This window comes from Streptomyces sp. NPDC006174, assembly GCF_040614075.1.
Lineage (GTDB): Bacteria > Actinomycetota > Actinomycetes > Streptomycetales > Streptomycetaceae > Streptomyces.
The window spans coordinates 221,102-235,254 of record NZ_JBEXTJ010000002.1 but is presented as its reverse complement, the minus strand read 5'-3'; the positions used below and the strand labels follow the sequence as shown (position 1 = coordinate 235,254).

The 14,153-nt window shown below is 69.4% G+C and carries 14 protein-coding genes and 1 pseudogene; 9 read left to right on the top strand and 6 right to left on the bottom strand.

Features of this window, described 5'->3' with window-relative positions; translation table 11 throughout:
* Window positions 1-147: 147 nt before the first annotated feature.
* Window positions 148-615, bottom strand: a complete 468-nt coding sequence (locus ABZ267_RS05545; RefSeq protein ID WP_007447855.1) for an SseB family protein — start codon at window positions 613-615, stop codon at window positions 148-150.
* Window positions 616-818: 203 nt separating this feature from the next.
* Here ABZ267_RS05545 and ABZ267_RS05540 point away from each other — a divergent pair, with 203 nt between their 5' ends.
* The 4 genes and pseudogenes from ABZ267_RS05540 (at window position 819) to ABZ267_RS05525 (ending at window position 4,793) form a co-directional block, all read left to right on the top strand.
* Entirely contained in the window at window positions 819-2,645 is a 1,827-nt protein-coding gene (locus ABZ267_RS05540; RefSeq protein WP_356749835.1) for an acyl-CoA dehydrogenase, read from the top strand.
* 121 nt (window positions 2,646-2,766) lie between these two features.
* Window positions 2,767-3,087: pseudogene (locus ABZ267_RS05535) on the top strand (Uma2 family endonuclease); the annotation flags it as partial.
* A gap of 79 nt (window positions 3,088-3,166) precedes the next feature.
* A complete protein-coding gene (locus ABZ267_RS05530; RefSeq protein ID WP_356749833.1) occupies window positions 3,167-4,465 on the top strand; it encodes a M18 family aminopeptidase in 1,299 nt (432 codons plus the stop codon).
* 106 nt (window positions 4,466-4,571) lie between these two features.
* The gene (locus ABZ267_RS05525; RefSeq protein WP_356364091.1) at window positions 4,572-4,793 is read left to right on the top strand and encodes a DUF6458 family protein; all 222 of its coding nucleotides are present in this window, start codon (window positions 4,572-4,574) and stop codon (window positions 4,791-4,793) included.
* A 49-nt stretch (window positions 4,794-4,842) separates the two neighbouring features.
* Here the strand turns inward: ABZ267_RS05525 and ABZ267_RS05520 are convergent, their stop codons facing one another.
* Complete coding sequence (locus tag ABZ267_RS05520; RefSeq protein ID WP_356749831.1) at window positions 4,843-6,660, bottom strand: NHL domain-containing thioredoxin family protein; 1,818 nt, start codon at window positions 6,658-6,660, stop codon at window positions 4,843-4,845.
* A 64-nt stretch (window positions 6,661-6,724) separates the two neighbouring features.
* Here ABZ267_RS05520 and ABZ267_RS05515 point away from each other — a divergent pair, with 64 nt between their 5' ends.
* Window positions 6,725-7,216 carry an LURP-one-related family protein gene (locus ABZ267_RS05515; RefSeq protein ID WP_356749829.1) on the top strand — a complete coding sequence of 164 codons (492 nt, stop codon included), beginning with the start codon at window positions 6,725-6,727 and terminating at the stop codon, window positions 7,214-7,216.
* Between the two features lie 75 nt (window positions 7,217-7,291).
* Here the strand turns inward: ABZ267_RS05515 and ABZ267_RS05510 are convergent, their stop codons facing one another.
* Both ABZ267_RS05510 and ABZ267_RS05505 read right to left on the bottom strand, forming a co-directional pair.
* Window positions 7,292-7,660: a hypothetical protein gene (locus ABZ267_RS05510; protein ID WP_356749827.1), complete on the bottom strand. Its 369-nt coding sequence runs from the start codon at window positions 7,658-7,660 to the stop codon at window positions 7,292-7,294.
* A 106-nt stretch (window positions 7,661-7,766) separates the two neighbouring features.
* Window positions 7,767-8,558: a carbon-nitrogen family hydrolase gene (locus ABZ267_RS05505; RefSeq protein ID WP_356749825.1), complete on the bottom strand. Its 792-nt coding sequence runs from the start codon at window positions 8,556-8,558 to the stop codon at window positions 7,767-7,769.
* 372 nt (window positions 8,559-8,930) lie between these two features.
* Between ABZ267_RS05505 and ABZ267_RS05500 the strand changes: the two genes are divergently transcribed.
* Complete coding sequence (locus tag ABZ267_RS05500; RefSeq protein ID WP_356749823.1) at window positions 8,931-9,755, top strand: maleylpyruvate isomerase family mycothiol-dependent enzyme; 825 nt, start codon at window positions 8,931-8,933, stop codon at window positions 9,753-9,755.
* A 79-nt stretch (window positions 9,756-9,834) separates the two neighbouring features.
* Here the strand turns inward: ABZ267_RS05500 and ABZ267_RS05495 are convergent, their stop codons facing one another.
* Entirely contained in the window at window positions 9,835-11,145 is a 1,311-nt protein-coding gene (locus ABZ267_RS05495) for an MFS transporter (protein ID WP_356749821.1), read from the bottom strand.
* Window positions 11,142-11,825, bottom strand: coding sequence for a GntR family transcriptional regulator (locus tag ABZ267_RS05490; RefSeq protein WP_356749819.1), 684 nt, complete (start codon window positions 11,823-11,825; stop codon window positions 11,142-11,144). The genes ABZ267_RS05495 and ABZ267_RS05490 overlap by 4 nt, the downstream gene beginning before the upstream one ends.
* Window positions 11,826-11,953: 128 nt before the next feature.
* On the opposite strand from ABZ267_RS05490, the gene ABZ267_RS05485 reads away from it, so the two are divergent.
* The 3 genes from ABZ267_RS05485 to ABZ267_RS05475 all read left to right on the top strand — a co-directional run bounded on the left by ABZ267_RS05485 (window position 11,954) and on the right by ABZ267_RS05475 (window position 14,090).
* The gene (locus ABZ267_RS05485; RefSeq protein WP_356749817.1) at window positions 11,954-12,289 is read left to right on the top strand and encodes a metalloregulator ArsR/SmtB family transcription factor; all 336 of its coding nucleotides are present in this window, start codon (window positions 11,954-11,956) and stop codon (window positions 12,287-12,289) included.
* A 3-nt stretch (window positions 12,290-12,292) separates the two neighbouring features.
* A complete protein-coding gene (locus ABZ267_RS05480) occupies window positions 12,293-13,033 on the top strand; it encodes a cation transporter (RefSeq protein WP_356749815.1) in 741 nt (246 codons plus the stop codon).
* Between the two features lie 154 nt (window positions 13,034-13,187).
* Window positions 13,188-14,090 (top strand): serine hydrolase, encoded by a 903-nt coding sequence (locus ABZ267_RS05475; protein ID WP_356749813.1) that lies wholly within the window; start codon window positions 13,188-13,190, stop codon window positions 14,088-14,090.
* The last annotated feature ends 63 nt before the right edge of the window (window positions 14,091-14,153 follow it).

Genomic DNA, 14,153 nt, shown 5'->3' with positions numbered 1-14,153 from the left:
ATCCTGCAAGGCGTGCGGCATTCCCGGCCCGCCCGGGAGGGCGCACAAGCGCTGCTACGGACGACAGCAAGGGCCCGCGCCGGAAGTGGCGCAGGCCCTCACCCGTACAAGAAGACCGCAGGTCGGCGACCCGCGGACCCGGAACTTCTACCCGTACATCCGGCGCATCGCGAAGTCGACCATCTGCTCGACCGCCTTGGCGTCGAAGACCATCCGGTGATCGCCCTCCATGTCCAGGACGAAGCCGTATCCGGTGGGCAGCAGGTCGATCACCTCGGCGCCGGTGATCACGAAGTACTTGGACTCCTTGCCCGCGTAGAGCCGCAGCTCCTTGAGCGTGGTGAACATCGGGATCACGGGCTGCTGCGTGTTGTGCAGCGCCAGGAAGCCGGGGTTGTCGCCGCGCGGGCAGTAGACCTTCGACGTGGCGAAGATCTGCTGGAAGTCCTCGGCGGAGAGGGAGCCGGTGGTGAAGGCCCGTACCGCGTCGGCCAGGGAGGGCGGGGAGGGCTCGGGATACAGCGGCTGCTCGCCGTAGCCGCCGCCCATCTGCCCCATCTGGCCCATCTGACCCATCTGCTGCTGAGCACCAGGGTTCTGGTCGTAGCCGTACATGCTGCAAAGAGTAATCGGACACATCTACGGCTTGAGGGGTTGCGCCTTATTACTGACGGGTAGCATCATCGTAGAGGTCAGCTGATACACCCGCGTCTGTCTGTACCGAACGCCGTACCGCTCTACCGCCGCCTGCCTGTCGCCCGACCCGCATCACTCCCCGGGGCGCTGCGCGCCACTGCTATTGATTACGGAGCCTTCCCATGGGGCACTACAAGTCGAATCTCCGCGACATCGAGTTCAACCTCTTCGAGGTGCTCGGGCGCGACAAGCTGTACGGCACCGGTCCGTTCGCGGAGATGGACGTCGACACCGCGAAGAGCATCCTGGAGGAGATCGCCCGCCTCGCGGAGAACGAGCTCGCCGACTCCTTCGCCGACGCCGACCGCAACCCGCCGGTCTTCGACCCGGAGACCAACACCGCGCCGGTCCCGGAGAGCTTCAGGAAGTCGTACCAGTCCTTCATGGACTCGGAGTACTGGCGCCTGGGCCTGCCCGAGGAGATCGGCGGCACCACTTCGCCGCGCTCCCTGATCTGGGGCTACGCGGAGCTGCTGCTCGGCGCCAACCCGGCCGTGTGGATGTACTCCTCCGGTCCCGCCTTCGCGGGCATCCTCTTCGAGGAGGGCACCGAGGAGCAGAAGAAGGTCGCGGAGATCGCCGTCGAGAAGCAGTGGGGCTCGACGATGGTGCTGACCGAGCCGGACGCCGGCTCGGACGTCGGCGCCGGCCGGACGAAGGCCGTGCAGCAGGAGGACGGCTCCTGGCACATCGAGGGTGTGAAGCGCTTCATCACCTCGGGCGAGCACGACATGTCCGAGAACATCCTCCACTACGTGCTGGCGCGCCCCGAGGGCGCCGGCCCCGGCACCAAGGGCCTCTCGCTCTTCCTGGTCCCGAAGTACCACTTCGACTGGACCACCGGTGAGCTGGGCGAGCGCAACGGTGTGTACGCGACGAACGTCGAGCACAAGATGGGCCTCAAGGCCTCCAACACCTGCGAGATGACCTTCGGCGACCGCCACCCGGCCAAGGGCTGGCTCATCGGCGACAAGCACGACGGCATCCGCCAGATGTTCCGCATCATCGAGTTCGCCCGGATGATGGTCGGCACGAAGGCCATCGCCACGCTCTCCACGGGTTACCTGAACGCGCTGGAGTACGCCAAGGAGCGCGTCCAGGGCACGGACCTGTCGCAGTTCATGGACAAGACGGCGCCCAAGGTCACCATCACGCACCACCCGGACGTGCGCCGCTCGCTCATGACGCAGAAGGCGTACGCCGAGGGCATGCGCTCCCTCGTGCTGTACACGGCCACCGTCCAGGACGCGATCCAGGAGAAGGAGGCCGCGGGCGAGGACGCCAAGGCGCTCAACGGCCTCAACGACCTGCTGCTCCCGATCGTGAAGGGGTACGGCTCCGAGAAGTCCTACGAGCAGCTGGCGCAGTCGCTCCAGACGTTCGGCGGCTCGGGCTACCTCCAGGAGTACCCGGTCGAGCAGTACATCCGGGACGCCAAGATCGACACCCTCTACGAGGGCACGACAGCCATCCAGGGCCAGGACTTCTTCTTCCGGAAGATCGTCCGCGACCAGGGTGTCTCGCTCAACACGCTCTCCGAGGAGATCAAGAAGTTCCTCGCGGGCGCCCAGGGCAACGAGGAGCTGGCCCCCGCGCTGGACTCGCTCGCCAAGGCGGCCGTGGACCTGGAGGCGATCGTCGGCACGATGATCACCGACCTCACCGCGACCGGCGAGGACGTCAAGAACATCTACAAGGTGGGCCTCAACACGACCCGCCTCCTGATGGCCTCCGGCGACGTCGTCGTCGGCTACCTGCTCCTCAAGGGCGCGACCGTGGCGGCCGAGAAGCTGCCGACCGCCTCCGCCAAGGACGTGGCCTTCTACCAGGGCAAGATCGCCGCCGCGAAGTTCTTCGCCGCGAACATCCTGCCGGGCGTCTCGGCCGAGCGCGCGCTCGCCGAGAACGTCGACAACTCCCTGATGGAGCTGGACGAGGCCGCGTTCTAAGGAATCGCTCTCCTGTTTCATCAACACGCGCCGCCATCCGGAATTCGTTCGGGTGGCGGCGCTGTCGTATCAGCTGAGTGCGCGGGACGCTGGGCACACAATCCGGTTCATGGGAGAGACCATGACCGCCGAGGAACTGCCCGATCGCTCGCCGTACCGCCGGCCGAACGGCTCCAGCTGGCCGGTCCCGCCACCGGACGGCTACACAGAGGACGACTTCTTCACGCTCGACCTCCCGCCGCACACCGAGCTGATCGACGGGAGCCTGGTTTTCGTCAGCCCACAGCGCGCCTTCCACACGCTGTCGATGTACCTGCTGGAGCAGGGGCTGCGGCAACACGTCCCGAACGGTCTCCGCGTGCGTCGGGAAATGGCCGTGGTGCTGGGCAGGAGAAACGTCCCGGAGCCGGATGTCGTCGTGGTCAGGGCAAGACCTGACCGCGATCGACGAGCTGTAGCCCCGGGCAGCACCCAGCCGGTCACCGGATTCCGGACCCTGGTGCCTCGATACAGTGAAGACCATGAGTTCTCGCCACCGGTTCGACCGTGCGCACACCGATGATCTGATGTCCTTCCTGGCGGCGAGCCCGTCCCCGTACCACGCCGTGGCCAACGCGGCCGCCCGGCTAAGGGTGGCCGGATTCCGTCAGGTCGCGGAGACCGACGCCTGGGACGCGAGCGCCGGCGGGAAGTACGTGCTCCGCGGCGGCGCGATCATCGCCTGGTACGTGCCGGAGGGCGCGGCCGCGCACACGCCGTTCCGGATCGTCGGCGCGCACACCGACTCACCGAACCTGCGGGTGAAGCCGCTGCCGGACACCGAGTCGCACGGCTGGCGGCAGGTCGCCGTCGAGATCTACGGCGGCACGCTGCTGAACACCTGGCTCGACCGGGACCTGGGCCTGGCCGGGCGGATCTCGCTGCGGGACGGCACCGACCGGCTGGTCAACATCGACCGGGCGCTGCTGCGGGTGCCGCAGCTGGCCGTGCACCTGGACCGGTCGGCCAACACCGACGGCCTCAAGCTCGACCGGCAGCGCCACATGCAGCCGATCTGGGGCCTCGGCGAGGTGGCCGAGGGTGACCTGATCCGGTTCGTCGCCGAGGAGGCGGGCGTCGACTCGGAGGACGTCACCGGCTGGGACCTCATGCCGCACCCCATCGAGCCGCCGTCCTACCTGGGCCGTGACCGTGAGCTGGTCGCCGGGCCGCGGATGGACAACCTGCTCTCCGTGCACGCCGCGACCGCCGCGCTGGCCGCCGTCGCCGAACTGCCCGACGGCGAACTCCCGTACATCCCCGTGCTTGCTGCCTTCGACCACGAGGAGAACGGCTCCCAGTCCGACACCGGCGCCGACGGGCCGCTGCTGGGCACGGTGCTGGAGCGCTCGGTCTTCGCCCGGGGCGGTACGTACGAGGACCGCGCCCGCGCCTTCGCCGGGGCGGTCTGCCTCTCCTCCGACACCGGCCACGCCGTGCATCCCAACTACGCCGAGCGGCACGACCCGACGCACCACCCGGTCGCCAACGGCGGGCCGATCCTCAAGGTCAACGTCAACATGCGGTACGCCACCGACGGCAGCGGCCGCGCGGTGTTCGCCGCCGCCTGCGAGAAGGCGGGCGTGCCGTGGCAGACGTTCGTCTCCAACAACTCGATGCCGTGCGGTACGACGATCGGCCCGATCACCGCCGCCCGGCACGGCATCCGGACCGTGGACATCGGTGTCGCGATCCTCTCGATGCACAGCGCACGGGAACTGTGCGGGGCTGACGACCCGTATCTGCTGGCCAACGCACTCACGGCGTTCCTGACGGACTGAACCCTCCGCGTCTCAACGACCGGGCCGCACATGGTTGTTACCGGGGCGGGTACCCGAGTTCCTGAAACCGGTCCGGATACACCGGACCGTCGAGGAGGCGGGAATCATGGGGCTCGGAGGATGCATTCTTCTGATCGGTGGTGGAGCGATTCTGGCGTTCGCGACCGACTGGAAGGTGGACACCGTCAATGTCGACCTGGTCGGCTGGATCATGATGCTCGTCGGCCTCATCGGGGTCTTCGTCTACATGAGCATCGCGCGCCGTCGTCGCATGATCATGCCGCCCACCACGACGGTCGTCCAGGACGACGAGCAGCGCTACCACTGACCGAGGCGGGCAAGGCTCATGCCTTGCCCGCCCGTCGGTCGCTACGACGTCAGCCCTGCTCGTCCATGCCTGCCAGCACCAGCGGCAGCCGGGCCGCTCCCTGAGCCGTCACACGGACCGGGACGCCCCAGTCCTGCTGGTGGACATGGCAGGCCGGATACTCGTTGGCCGGGTCGTCGTCGCAGGACGCCGCCATCGCGGAGACGTGCAGCACGCCTTCGGTGACCCCGTCCGCGAGGACCAGGTCGCGCCCGAGGTCCGTGCCCGCGCCCGAACCCTCGGCCAGCAGCTCGGGCGGAGTGGCGGAGACCAGCAGGCGGGTGGACGGGCCGTACCGGGTGTCCAGCTTCTGGCCGGCCGGTGCCTGGAAGACCACGTCGAGGCGGAGCGTGCCCGGCGCGATCTCGGTGGCGGCGCGCTGAGTGCGGTGCGCCTGCTCGGCGACGCGTACCGCCTCCTCCGGCAGGCGGAGGCGGGTCAGGCGGTGGCGGGCCGACTCGACGACGACCAGGTCGCCGTCGACCAGCACGGCGTCACTGGGCTCGCGGACGTCGGTGGCGAGCGTGGTGACCTCGTCGGTGGCGGGGTCGTACCGGCGCAGCGCGTGGTTGTACGTGTCCGAGACCGCCACGGACCCGTCGGGCAGCGCGGTCACGCCGATCGGGTGCTGGAGGAGCGCCTGGGCGGCGGCGCCGTCGCGGTGGCCGAAGTCGAAGAGGCCGGTGCCGACGGCGGTGTGCACGTGCTCGTCCCGGTCGACCCAGCGCAGCGCGGAGGTCTCGGAGTCGGCGACCCAGAGCCGCTCACCGTCGGCGGAGACCGCGAGCCCGGACGGCTGCGCGAACCAGGCCTCGGCGGCCGGCCCGTCGACCAGGCCCTCGTTGGTGGTCCCGGCGGCGACGCGTACCGTCCCGTTCTCGGGGTCGTACGTCCACAGCTGGTGCACGCCCGCCATGGCGATCCAGAGCCGGTCGCCGAACCAGGCCAGGTCCCACGGTGAGGAGAGGTCCACCTCGCGGGCCGGACCGCTGGTCGGTGTTCCCTGCCACCATTGGCGGCCGGTGCCGGCGAGAGTCGTGACCACGCCGGTCGTGAGGTCCAGGGCGCGGATGGCGTGGTTGACGGTGTCCGCGACGGCGACGCGGCCGTCCGGAAGGACGGCGAGGCCCTGCGGTTCGCTGAACCGGGCCTCGTCCGGGCCGCCGTCGTGCAGGCCGCGCTCACCGGTGCCGAAGTGGCGGCGTACGGTCTCGCCGTCCGCGTCCAACTCGACCAGGCGGTGCCGGGTGGTGTCGGAGACCAGGAAGCCGCCGTCCGGCAGGAGCAGCGCCTTGCCCGGGAAGCGCAGATGCGTGGCGACCGGCTCCGGCGCCACGTACGGGCCGTCGCCACGGCGGAGCGTGCCCTTGGCGCCGTGCTCGGCCTCCAGCTCCGCGACCAGCTTCTCGATGGCGTGCGCATGGCCCTCGCCGGCGTGCTGAGCGACGACATAGCCCTCGGGATCGATGACCACGAGCGTCGGCCAGGCCCGTACGGCGTACTGCTTCCAGGTGGCCAGCTCAGGGTCGTCGAGCACCGGGTGGTGGACCTCGTACCGCTCGACGGCGTCGACGACGGCCTGGTGCTCGGCCTCGTGGACGAACTTCGGCGAGTGGACACCGATGATCACCACGGTGTCGCGGTGCTTCTCCTCCAGCTCCCGCAGCTCATCAAGGACATGCAGGCAGTTCACACAGCAGAAGGTCCAGAAATCGAGGATGACGATGCGTCCTCGCAGCTCGGAGAGGGTGTACTGCCGGTCGCCTGTGTTGAGCCAGCCGCCCTTGCCGATGAGTTCGGGAGCGCGGACGCGTGCACGTGTTGCCATGCCACCAGTCAACACCGCCACCGCCTGCGCGCATTCCGCCGGGGGCCGGGGGAACCTGTGTCGCATGAGACTCCTCGTACGTGAGCGCCTGTTCTCCATCGGTGACGACTACTGGATCGAGGACACCGAGGGCCGCAAGGTCTTCCTGGTCGACGGCAAGGCCATGCGGCTCCGCGACACCTTCGAGCTGAAGGACGCCGACGGCCGGGTCCTCGTAGAGCTGCGCCAGAAGCTGGTCAGCCTGCGCGACACGATGCTCATCGAGCGCGGCGGCGAGGAGCTGGCCAAGGTCAAGCGCAAGCGGCTCTCGCTGCTCCGCAACCACTACCGGGTGACCCTGGTGGACGGTACGGAGATGGATGTCAGCGGCAAGATCCTGGACCGCGAGTTCGCCATCGAGTACGACGGTGAGCTGCTGGCCCAGATCTCGCGGCGCTGGCTGACGCTCCGGGACACCTACGGCATCGACGTGGTCCGGGAGGACGCGGATGTCTCCTTGCTGCTCGCCGTGGCGATGTGCGTGATCGTGCTGGCGGACAAGGAGAGCGAGGACTGATCGCCTTGGCGGGTGCGGGAGTTCGTTGTTTCACGTGAAACAGGCTGTTTCACGTGAAACAGGGCCGACCGTGGGTCAGGTGCGTGCTGCCGCTCGCCGGTCCGCCTGGACGAAGGCGGCGGCGGAGAGGACGACGGTGGCCGCGAAGGTCACCGCGAGCGTGGGGTTGAGCCAGGACGGCACGCCACCGGTGAACTCCCGGCCGTCGGTGGTGCGGCACCGGACGCGCGGCGGCATGAACTGCACCTGTTGCGCGTCCACCCGAGCGCCTTCCGGCACGTCGCGGCACAGGTGCATCGGCGTGGAGTCCGTTCCCGATCCGACCTGGCCGGCCGCCAAACCGACGAGCAGGACGCCGAAGAGGTAGAGGACCACCGTGACCACGGCGGCGAAGATCGCCATGCCACGGAGCAACGTCGATTCGGCACTGCCCGGTTGGGTCATGGCGCTCACTGTAGGCAAACGCCCCGGCCCCCAAGCGCCCCAGCTCCGTACGCGACGGTCCCGGTGCGGGCGGCCCCATGCACGACGGCCCCCATGCGGGCGGACCTCAGACCGGCGGCGCGAGCCCCAGGCGGCGGTCCTTCAGCGCCGGGAACTGCTCCCTCGTCGCGCCGACCTTCGCCGGGTCGAACTCCACGGTGAGGATCTCCTCGTCCGCGCCGGCCTCGGCGAGCACCTCGCCCCAGGGGTCGACGACGATGCTGTGACCGGCCTGCGGGATGTCGGCGTGGGTGCCCGAGGTGCCGAGCGCGAGGACGTACGCCTGGTTCTCGACGGCGCGGGCCTGCGCGAGGAGCGTCCAGTGCGCGCGGCGGCGCTCGGGCCAGCCCGCCGACACGACGAGCGTCTCGGCGCCCGCGTCGACGAGCCCGCGGAACTGCTCCGGGAAGCGCAGGTCGTAGCAGGTGGCCAGACCCAGCGTGGTCTGCGGCAGAGCGACGGTCACCAGCTCGTCGCCGGCGCCCATCATCACCGCCTCGCCCTTGTCGAAGCCGAAGCGGTGGATCTTGCGGTAGACCGCCGCGCGCTCACCGTCCGGCGAGAAGACGAGCGCGGTGTTGTAGAGAGTGCCGTCCGCCGCGCGCTCCACGAACGATCCCGCGTGCAGCCAGACCCCGGCCTCGGCGGCCGCCTCGGCCATCACCTCGTGGGTCGGGCCCTGGAGCGGCTCGGCCTCCTGCTCGAACACGGTGTAGGCGAACGCGCCGACCGGCCAGAGTTCGGGAAGGACCACCAGGTCGGAGCCGCGCTGGCCGACCACCAGAGAGGCCGCTCGCTCGCGGCGGGACTCGACGGATTCGTCCGGGTCTACTGCGATCTGGATGAGGGAGGCGCGCACACTACCACCGTCCTGGCATTCGAGCCGTCAACACGGGCCTACGATCGTCACACGAAAGCACTGCCGGGGTGCCTGCTCGCAGCGTAACTTGGACCGACCGGAACATGGGGGGTGGGAGAAGGAGCGGGGCTGGACGCGTGCAGCTGCAAGGCGGAGGATTGAGGCATGGCGGAGCCATGGTGATTGACGACAACGCCGCAGATGCGCGTGACCAGCCCCGCGACGCCGCCCCCCATGTTCCGGTCGGTCCCAAGCGACTGAACCTCCACGTAGCCCGCAGCCCGCAGCCCGCGACAGCGTCGTCCGTGCCGGCCCGCCCGTCGGCACACCCTGCTCTCCAGCCCATGCACCGAAGAACCGCCGAGGGGTCCCGTGACCGTCCATCCCAGCCTCCAGACCTACGCCGACTCCGCGACTCACTCCATCGAAGCGATAGCCGACCTGGTCAAGCCACTCGCGGAGGGGGAGTGGAACCGCCGCACGCCGTGCCCCGGATGGTCGGTGCGGGACATCGTGTCGCACGTCATCGGCATGGAGTGCGAGATGCTCGGCGACCCGCGGCCCATCCATACGCTGCCGCGCGACCTCTACCACGTACAGAGCGACTTCGCGCGCTACATGGAGATGCAGGTCGACGTCCGGCGCCACCACACCGCTCCGGAGATGACGTCCGAGCTGGAGTACGTCCTCATCCGCCGCGCCCGCCAGCTCCGCAACGAGTCCCGCGCTCCCGAGACCACGGTCCGCGCGCCCCTCGGCGCCGAGCAGACCCTCGAAGTGGCGTACAACATGCGGGCCTTCGACGTCTGGGTGCATGAGCAGGACCTGCGGACGACGCTCGGTCAGCCGGGCAACCTCGACTCCCCCGGCGCGCACATCACCCGGGACGTCCTGCTCGCCGCGCTGCCGAAGGTGGTCGCCAAGGACGCGGGCGCGCCGGCCAACTCGGCGGTGGTGCTGGACGTGCACGGCCCGGTGGAGTTCCTGCGGACGGTGCGGGTCGACGCGGAGGGCCGCGGTTCGATAGACGGTTCGCCGTCGCTCGGCCCGGCCGTGACGCTCTCGATGGACTGGGAGACGTACGTACGCCTCGCCTGCGGCCGGGTCCGTCCGGCGGCCGTGGCCGACCGGATCAAGGCCGAAGGCGATCAGGAGCTGGCCGCCGCGATCCTGGACCACTTCGCCGTCACCCCGTAATTCCGGCTTTCTCGGCGGCGCCCGCCCCGGAGTTCACGGACGGGCGGGCGCGCCGCCGAGCACGACGTACCGCAGAGGCCTACGCCGGTACGTGCACGGCCTCCACCCGGCTCACCACATGGTGGTCGCGTTCCCTGACCGCCGCACGGCGGCGCAGCCGCAGGATCTGCGTGACGCCGAGCGCCTCCAGGACGAAGACCGAGGCGAAGGCGATCCGGTAGTTGCCGCCCGTGGTGTCCAGCAGCACGCCCACGGCGAACAGCGTCGTCATGGAGGCGATGAACCCGCCCATGTTGACGATCCCCGACGCGGTGCCCTGACGCTCCGGCGGATTGGCGGGCCTGGCGAAGTCGAAGCCGACCATGGAGGCGGGTCCGCAGGCGCCGAGCACCACGCACAGGACGGTCAGCAGCCAGAGCGGTGTGTGGTCGGCCGGATAGAAGATCGCACAGGCCCAGAGAAGCGCCGTCGTCGCGACCGTGCCCAGCGCGATGGGAGCCCGCGCCTCGTGGTGGCGGGCGATGATCTGCCCGTAGACGAGCCCCACCACCATGTTGGAGAGCACCACCAGCGTGAGCAGCGTGCCCGCCGTCCCCCGGCTCAGTCCCTGCGCCTCCACCAGGAACGGCATTCCCCAGAGCAGCAGGAACACCATCGCCGGGAACTGCGTGGTGAAGTGCACCCACATCCCGAGCCGCGTGCCCGGTTCCCGCCAGGCGGCCGCGATCTGCTTGCGCACATACGTACCGCCCGCGTGTTCGGCGGGCGGCGGCTCGTGGCCTTCGGGATGGTCCTTGAGGAACAGGAGCAGCGGGACGAGCACGGCGACCCCGGCCAGCGAGCTGCCGACGAAGGTCGTCGTCCAGCCGAAGCTGTGCAGGGCCCGCGCGATGAAGAGCGTGGAGACCAGGTTGCCCGCCATCCCGAAGAGCGCCGCGACCTGGCCGATCAGCGGCCCGCGCCGGGCCGGGAACCAGCGGCTGCCGAGCCGGAGCACGCTGATGAACGTCATCGCGTCACCGCAGCCGAGCAGAGCGCGTGCGGCGAGCGCCATGCCGTACGACGGTGAGAGCGCGAACCCGAGCTGGCCGACCGTGAACAGGACGGCCCCGATGGTGAGGACCCGCTTGGTGCCGAGCCGGTCGACCATCAGCCCCACGGGTATCTGCATGCCCGCGTAGACGAGGAGCTGGAGGATGGAGAAGGTCGAGAGGGCCGAGGCGTTGACGTCGAACCGGTCGGCGGCGTCGAGACCGGCCACACCCAGGCTCGTACGGAAGATGATGGCGACGAAGTAGACGGCGACGCCGATGCCCCACACCCAGGCGGCGCGCCGCCCTCCGGGTGGATCGCCGGGCAGCGGGAGGGATGGCGCGGCGGCCGAGCTCACCGGTCCTCACCCCGCACCAGCACCCGTACGCGGCTGACATGGCGCCGCACGACCTGCGCGGCCTCCTCGGCGTTGCCGCCGCGGATCGCCTCCAGCAGCTCGCTGTGCTCGGTGATGTTGGCCTCGATCCTGCCCGGATGCGCCTCCATCACCGCGACGCCCATCCGCAACTGGCGGTCGCGCAACTGGTCGTAGAGGCGCGAGAGGATCTCGTTGCCGGCGTTCTTGACGATCTCGGCGTGGAAACACCGGTCCTTGACGGCGACCTCCGCCAGATCTCCGACCTCCGCCAGCTGCCGCTGCTCCTCCAGGAGCTGTTCGAGCCGCGCGATCAACTGAGGTGACGCGGGAACAGCTTTACGCGCCGCGAACTCCTCGACCAGCAGCCGGGTCTCCACCACGTCCTTGATCTCCTGCGCGGAGACGGCGAGCACAAGGGCGCCCTTCTTGGGATAGAGCTTGATCAGCCCCTCGACCTCCAGCCGCAGCAACGCCTCCCGTACCGGCGTCCGCGACACCCCTACCGCATCCGCGAGCCCTCCTTCGGTGAGCAGCGTCCCGCCCTCGTAGCGACGGTCCAGAACCGCCTCCTTGATGTGCGCGTAGACACGCTCGGCGGCGGGCGGCTGCTTGAGAGAGGTGGTCGTCGGCTGTGCGGGAGCGGTGGCTGCGGCAGGCATGCGCACAGCATAGATACAACATGCACGCATGAAGGAGGAGCGTCCGGATTCTGGACCCGGGCAAGGCCGAGCCAGAACTCGACGATCCATGATCCCCTGAATTCATGATGAGCTGTACTGTCCACTTCATGATGACTGTCGCTCCCGACATCGAGGTGCTCGCACGGTTCGGCCGTGCGCTCGCCGATCCGATCCGCTGCCGCCTGCTGCTCGCGCTCCGCGAGGCTCCCGCGTACCCCTCCGATCTCGCCGACGCCCTGGGCATCTCGCGCACCCGGCTCTCCAACCACCTGGCCTGCCTGCGCGACTGCGGACTCGTCGTCACCGTTCCGGACGGCCGCCGGACGCGCTACGAGCTGGCCGACGAACGCCTCGGCGACGCCCTGGACAACCTGCGCACCGCCGTGGTGGCCGTGGAGACCGAGCGCACCTGCGCGGACGCCGCGACGGAAGGGTGCTGCTGACCGATGACCGCGACACCCCTGACCCTCGCCCCGACCCGCCGCGACGCACTGGCCCGCCGCATACGGCTGCTGGTCGCCGCGACCATCGCGTACAACGCCATCGAGGCGGTCGTCGCCCTCACCGCCGGAACGATCGCCTCCTCCAGCGCCCTGGTCGGCTTCGGTCTGGACTCCGTCATCGAGGTCTCCTCGGCCACCGCCGTCGCCTGGCAGTTCTCCGCCCGCGACCACGCGGTGCGCGAGGCCCGCGAGAAGGCCGCCCTGCGGATCATCGCCGTCTCGTTCTTCGCGCTCGCCGCATACGTCTCCGTCGACGCGGTCCGGGCGCTGGCGGGCGACGGCGAAGCGGATCGCTCCCTCACCGGCATCGTGATCGCGGCCCTCTCCCTGGCGGTCATGCCGTTCCTGTCGGCCGCGCAGCGTCGGGCGGGCCGCGAACTCGGCTCCGCCTCCGCCGTCGCGGACTCCCGGCAGACCCTGCTCTGCACGTACCTCTCCGCCGTCCTCCTCGTCGGCCTCCTCCTCAACGCCGCACTCGGCTGGTCGTGGGCCGATCCGGTCGCCGCCCTCGCCATCGCCGTCATCGCGCTCAAGGAGGGCCGCGACGCCTGGCAAGGCAAGGGCTGTTGCGCGCCGGCCGCCGCGATGGTGGACTCCGCCGGCCTTTCGGAAGCCGAGGCGGAGGCGTGCAGTTGCCGGCCCGGCTGTACGTGCCGCACCCCCGCGGAAACCGGTGGCTGTTGACCGGTCGTCAGACGGCGTAGCCGTACGAACGGGCCCAGGGTCAAGGCTGCGCAAATTCACCCGTCCGGCACGCATCCATTGGCCCGTCCCAGGAGTCTCACCACCGAGCGGCACCCATATGTGGCCGCACATCAGGGGCATTTGGAGCGTTCAGTTGAAAATCGGGATCAAGCGCATCAATCGCGTGACCATCACGAGCACCGTGGCTCTCACCGCGGGTGCGGTGCTGGCGAGTAGCGCCTTCGCTTCGACGGCGCAGGCCGCCACGGCGCCGCCGGCTCCGACGATCGTCGCCAAGGGCGGCTTCGTGATGAACAGCGGCACCGGCACGTCGCTCTACGGCAAGGCCGCGGACACCCGCCGCTCCACCGGATCCACCACGAAGATCATGACCGCGCTCGTGGTGCTCCAGCAGAAGAATGTGAACCTCAACACCAAGGTCACGGTCCAGAAGGCGTACAGCGACTACATCGTCTCGAAGAACGCCTCGTCCGCCCGGCTCATCGTCGGCGACAAGGTCACCGTCCGCCAGCTCCTCTACGGCCTGATGCTCCCGTCCGGCTGCGACGCCGCGTACGCGCTGGCCGACAAGTTCGGCACCGGCTCCACGCGTGCGACCCGCGTGAAGTCGTTCATCGGCAAGATGAACACCACGGCCAAGAGCCTCAAGCTGAAGAACACCAACTTCGACTCGTTCGACGGTATAAGCAGTGGGAAGAACTACTCGACCCCGCGCGACCTGACGCTCATCGCCCGCCAGGCGATGAAGAACGCCACGTTCCGGGCGCTCGTCAAGACCAAGTCGACGAAGCAGAAGGTCACCACGAAGAGCGGTGGCTACCGCTACATGTCGTGGACCAACACCAACAAGATGCTCAGCACCTACAGCGGCGCGCTCGGCGTGAAGACGGGTTCCGGCCCGACCGCGAAGTACTGCCTGGTCTTCGCCGCGACGCGCAACGGCAAGACGGTCATCGGTACGGTGCTCACGTCGTCCTCCGAGGCGAACCGCATGGCCGACGCGAAGAAGCTCATGGATTACGGGTTCAAGAAGTAACCCGCAGGCGTTGTACGGCTAAGGGGCCCGGCCCGCACGGTGTGTGCGGGCCGGGCCCCTTGC

What these genes read in the sequence shown, in the direction of transcription:
- ABZ267_RS05525 (WP_356364091.1), top strand. Translation starts at nt 4,572, where the DNA reads ATGGGGCTCGGAGGATGCATTCTTCTGATCGGTGGTGGAGCGATTCTG.
- ABZ267_RS05490 (WP_356749819.1), bottom strand. Translation starts at nt 11,825, where the DNA reads ATGCCTGCCGCAGCCACCGCTCCCGCACAGCCGACGACCACCTCTCTC.
- ABZ267_RS05545 (WP_007447855.1), bottom strand. Translation starts at nt 615, where the DNA reads ATGTACGGCTACGACCAGAACCCTGGTGCTCAGCAGCAGATGGGTCAG.
- ABZ267_RS05510 (WP_356749827.1), bottom strand. Translation starts at nt 7,660, where the DNA reads ATGACCCAACCGGGCAGTGCCGAATCGACGTTGCTCCGTGGCATGGCG.
- ABZ267_RS05515 (WP_356749829.1), top strand. Translation starts at nt 6,725, where the DNA reads ATGAGACTCCTCGTACGTGAGCGCCTGTTCTCCATCGGTGACGACTAC.
- ABZ267_RS05530 (WP_356749833.1), top strand. Translation starts at nt 3,167, where the DNA reads ATGAGTTCTCGCCACCGGTTCGACCGTGCGCACACCGATGATCTGATG.
- ABZ267_RS05540 (WP_356749835.1), top strand. Translation starts at nt 819, where the DNA reads ATGGGGCACTACAAGTCGAATCTCCGCGACATCGAGTTCAACCTCTTC.
- ABZ267_RS05520 (WP_356749831.1), bottom strand. Translation starts at nt 6,660, where the DNA reads ATGGCAACACGTGCACGCGTCCGCGCTCCCGAACTCATCGGCAAGGGC.
- ABZ267_RS05480 (WP_356749815.1), top strand. Translation starts at nt 12,293, where the DNA reads ATGACCGCGACACCCCTGACCCTCGCCCCGACCCGCCGCGACGCACTG.
- ABZ267_RS05485 (WP_356749817.1), top strand. Translation starts at nt 11,954, where the DNA reads ATGATGACTGTCGCTCCCGACATCGAGGTGCTCGCACGGTTCGGCCGT.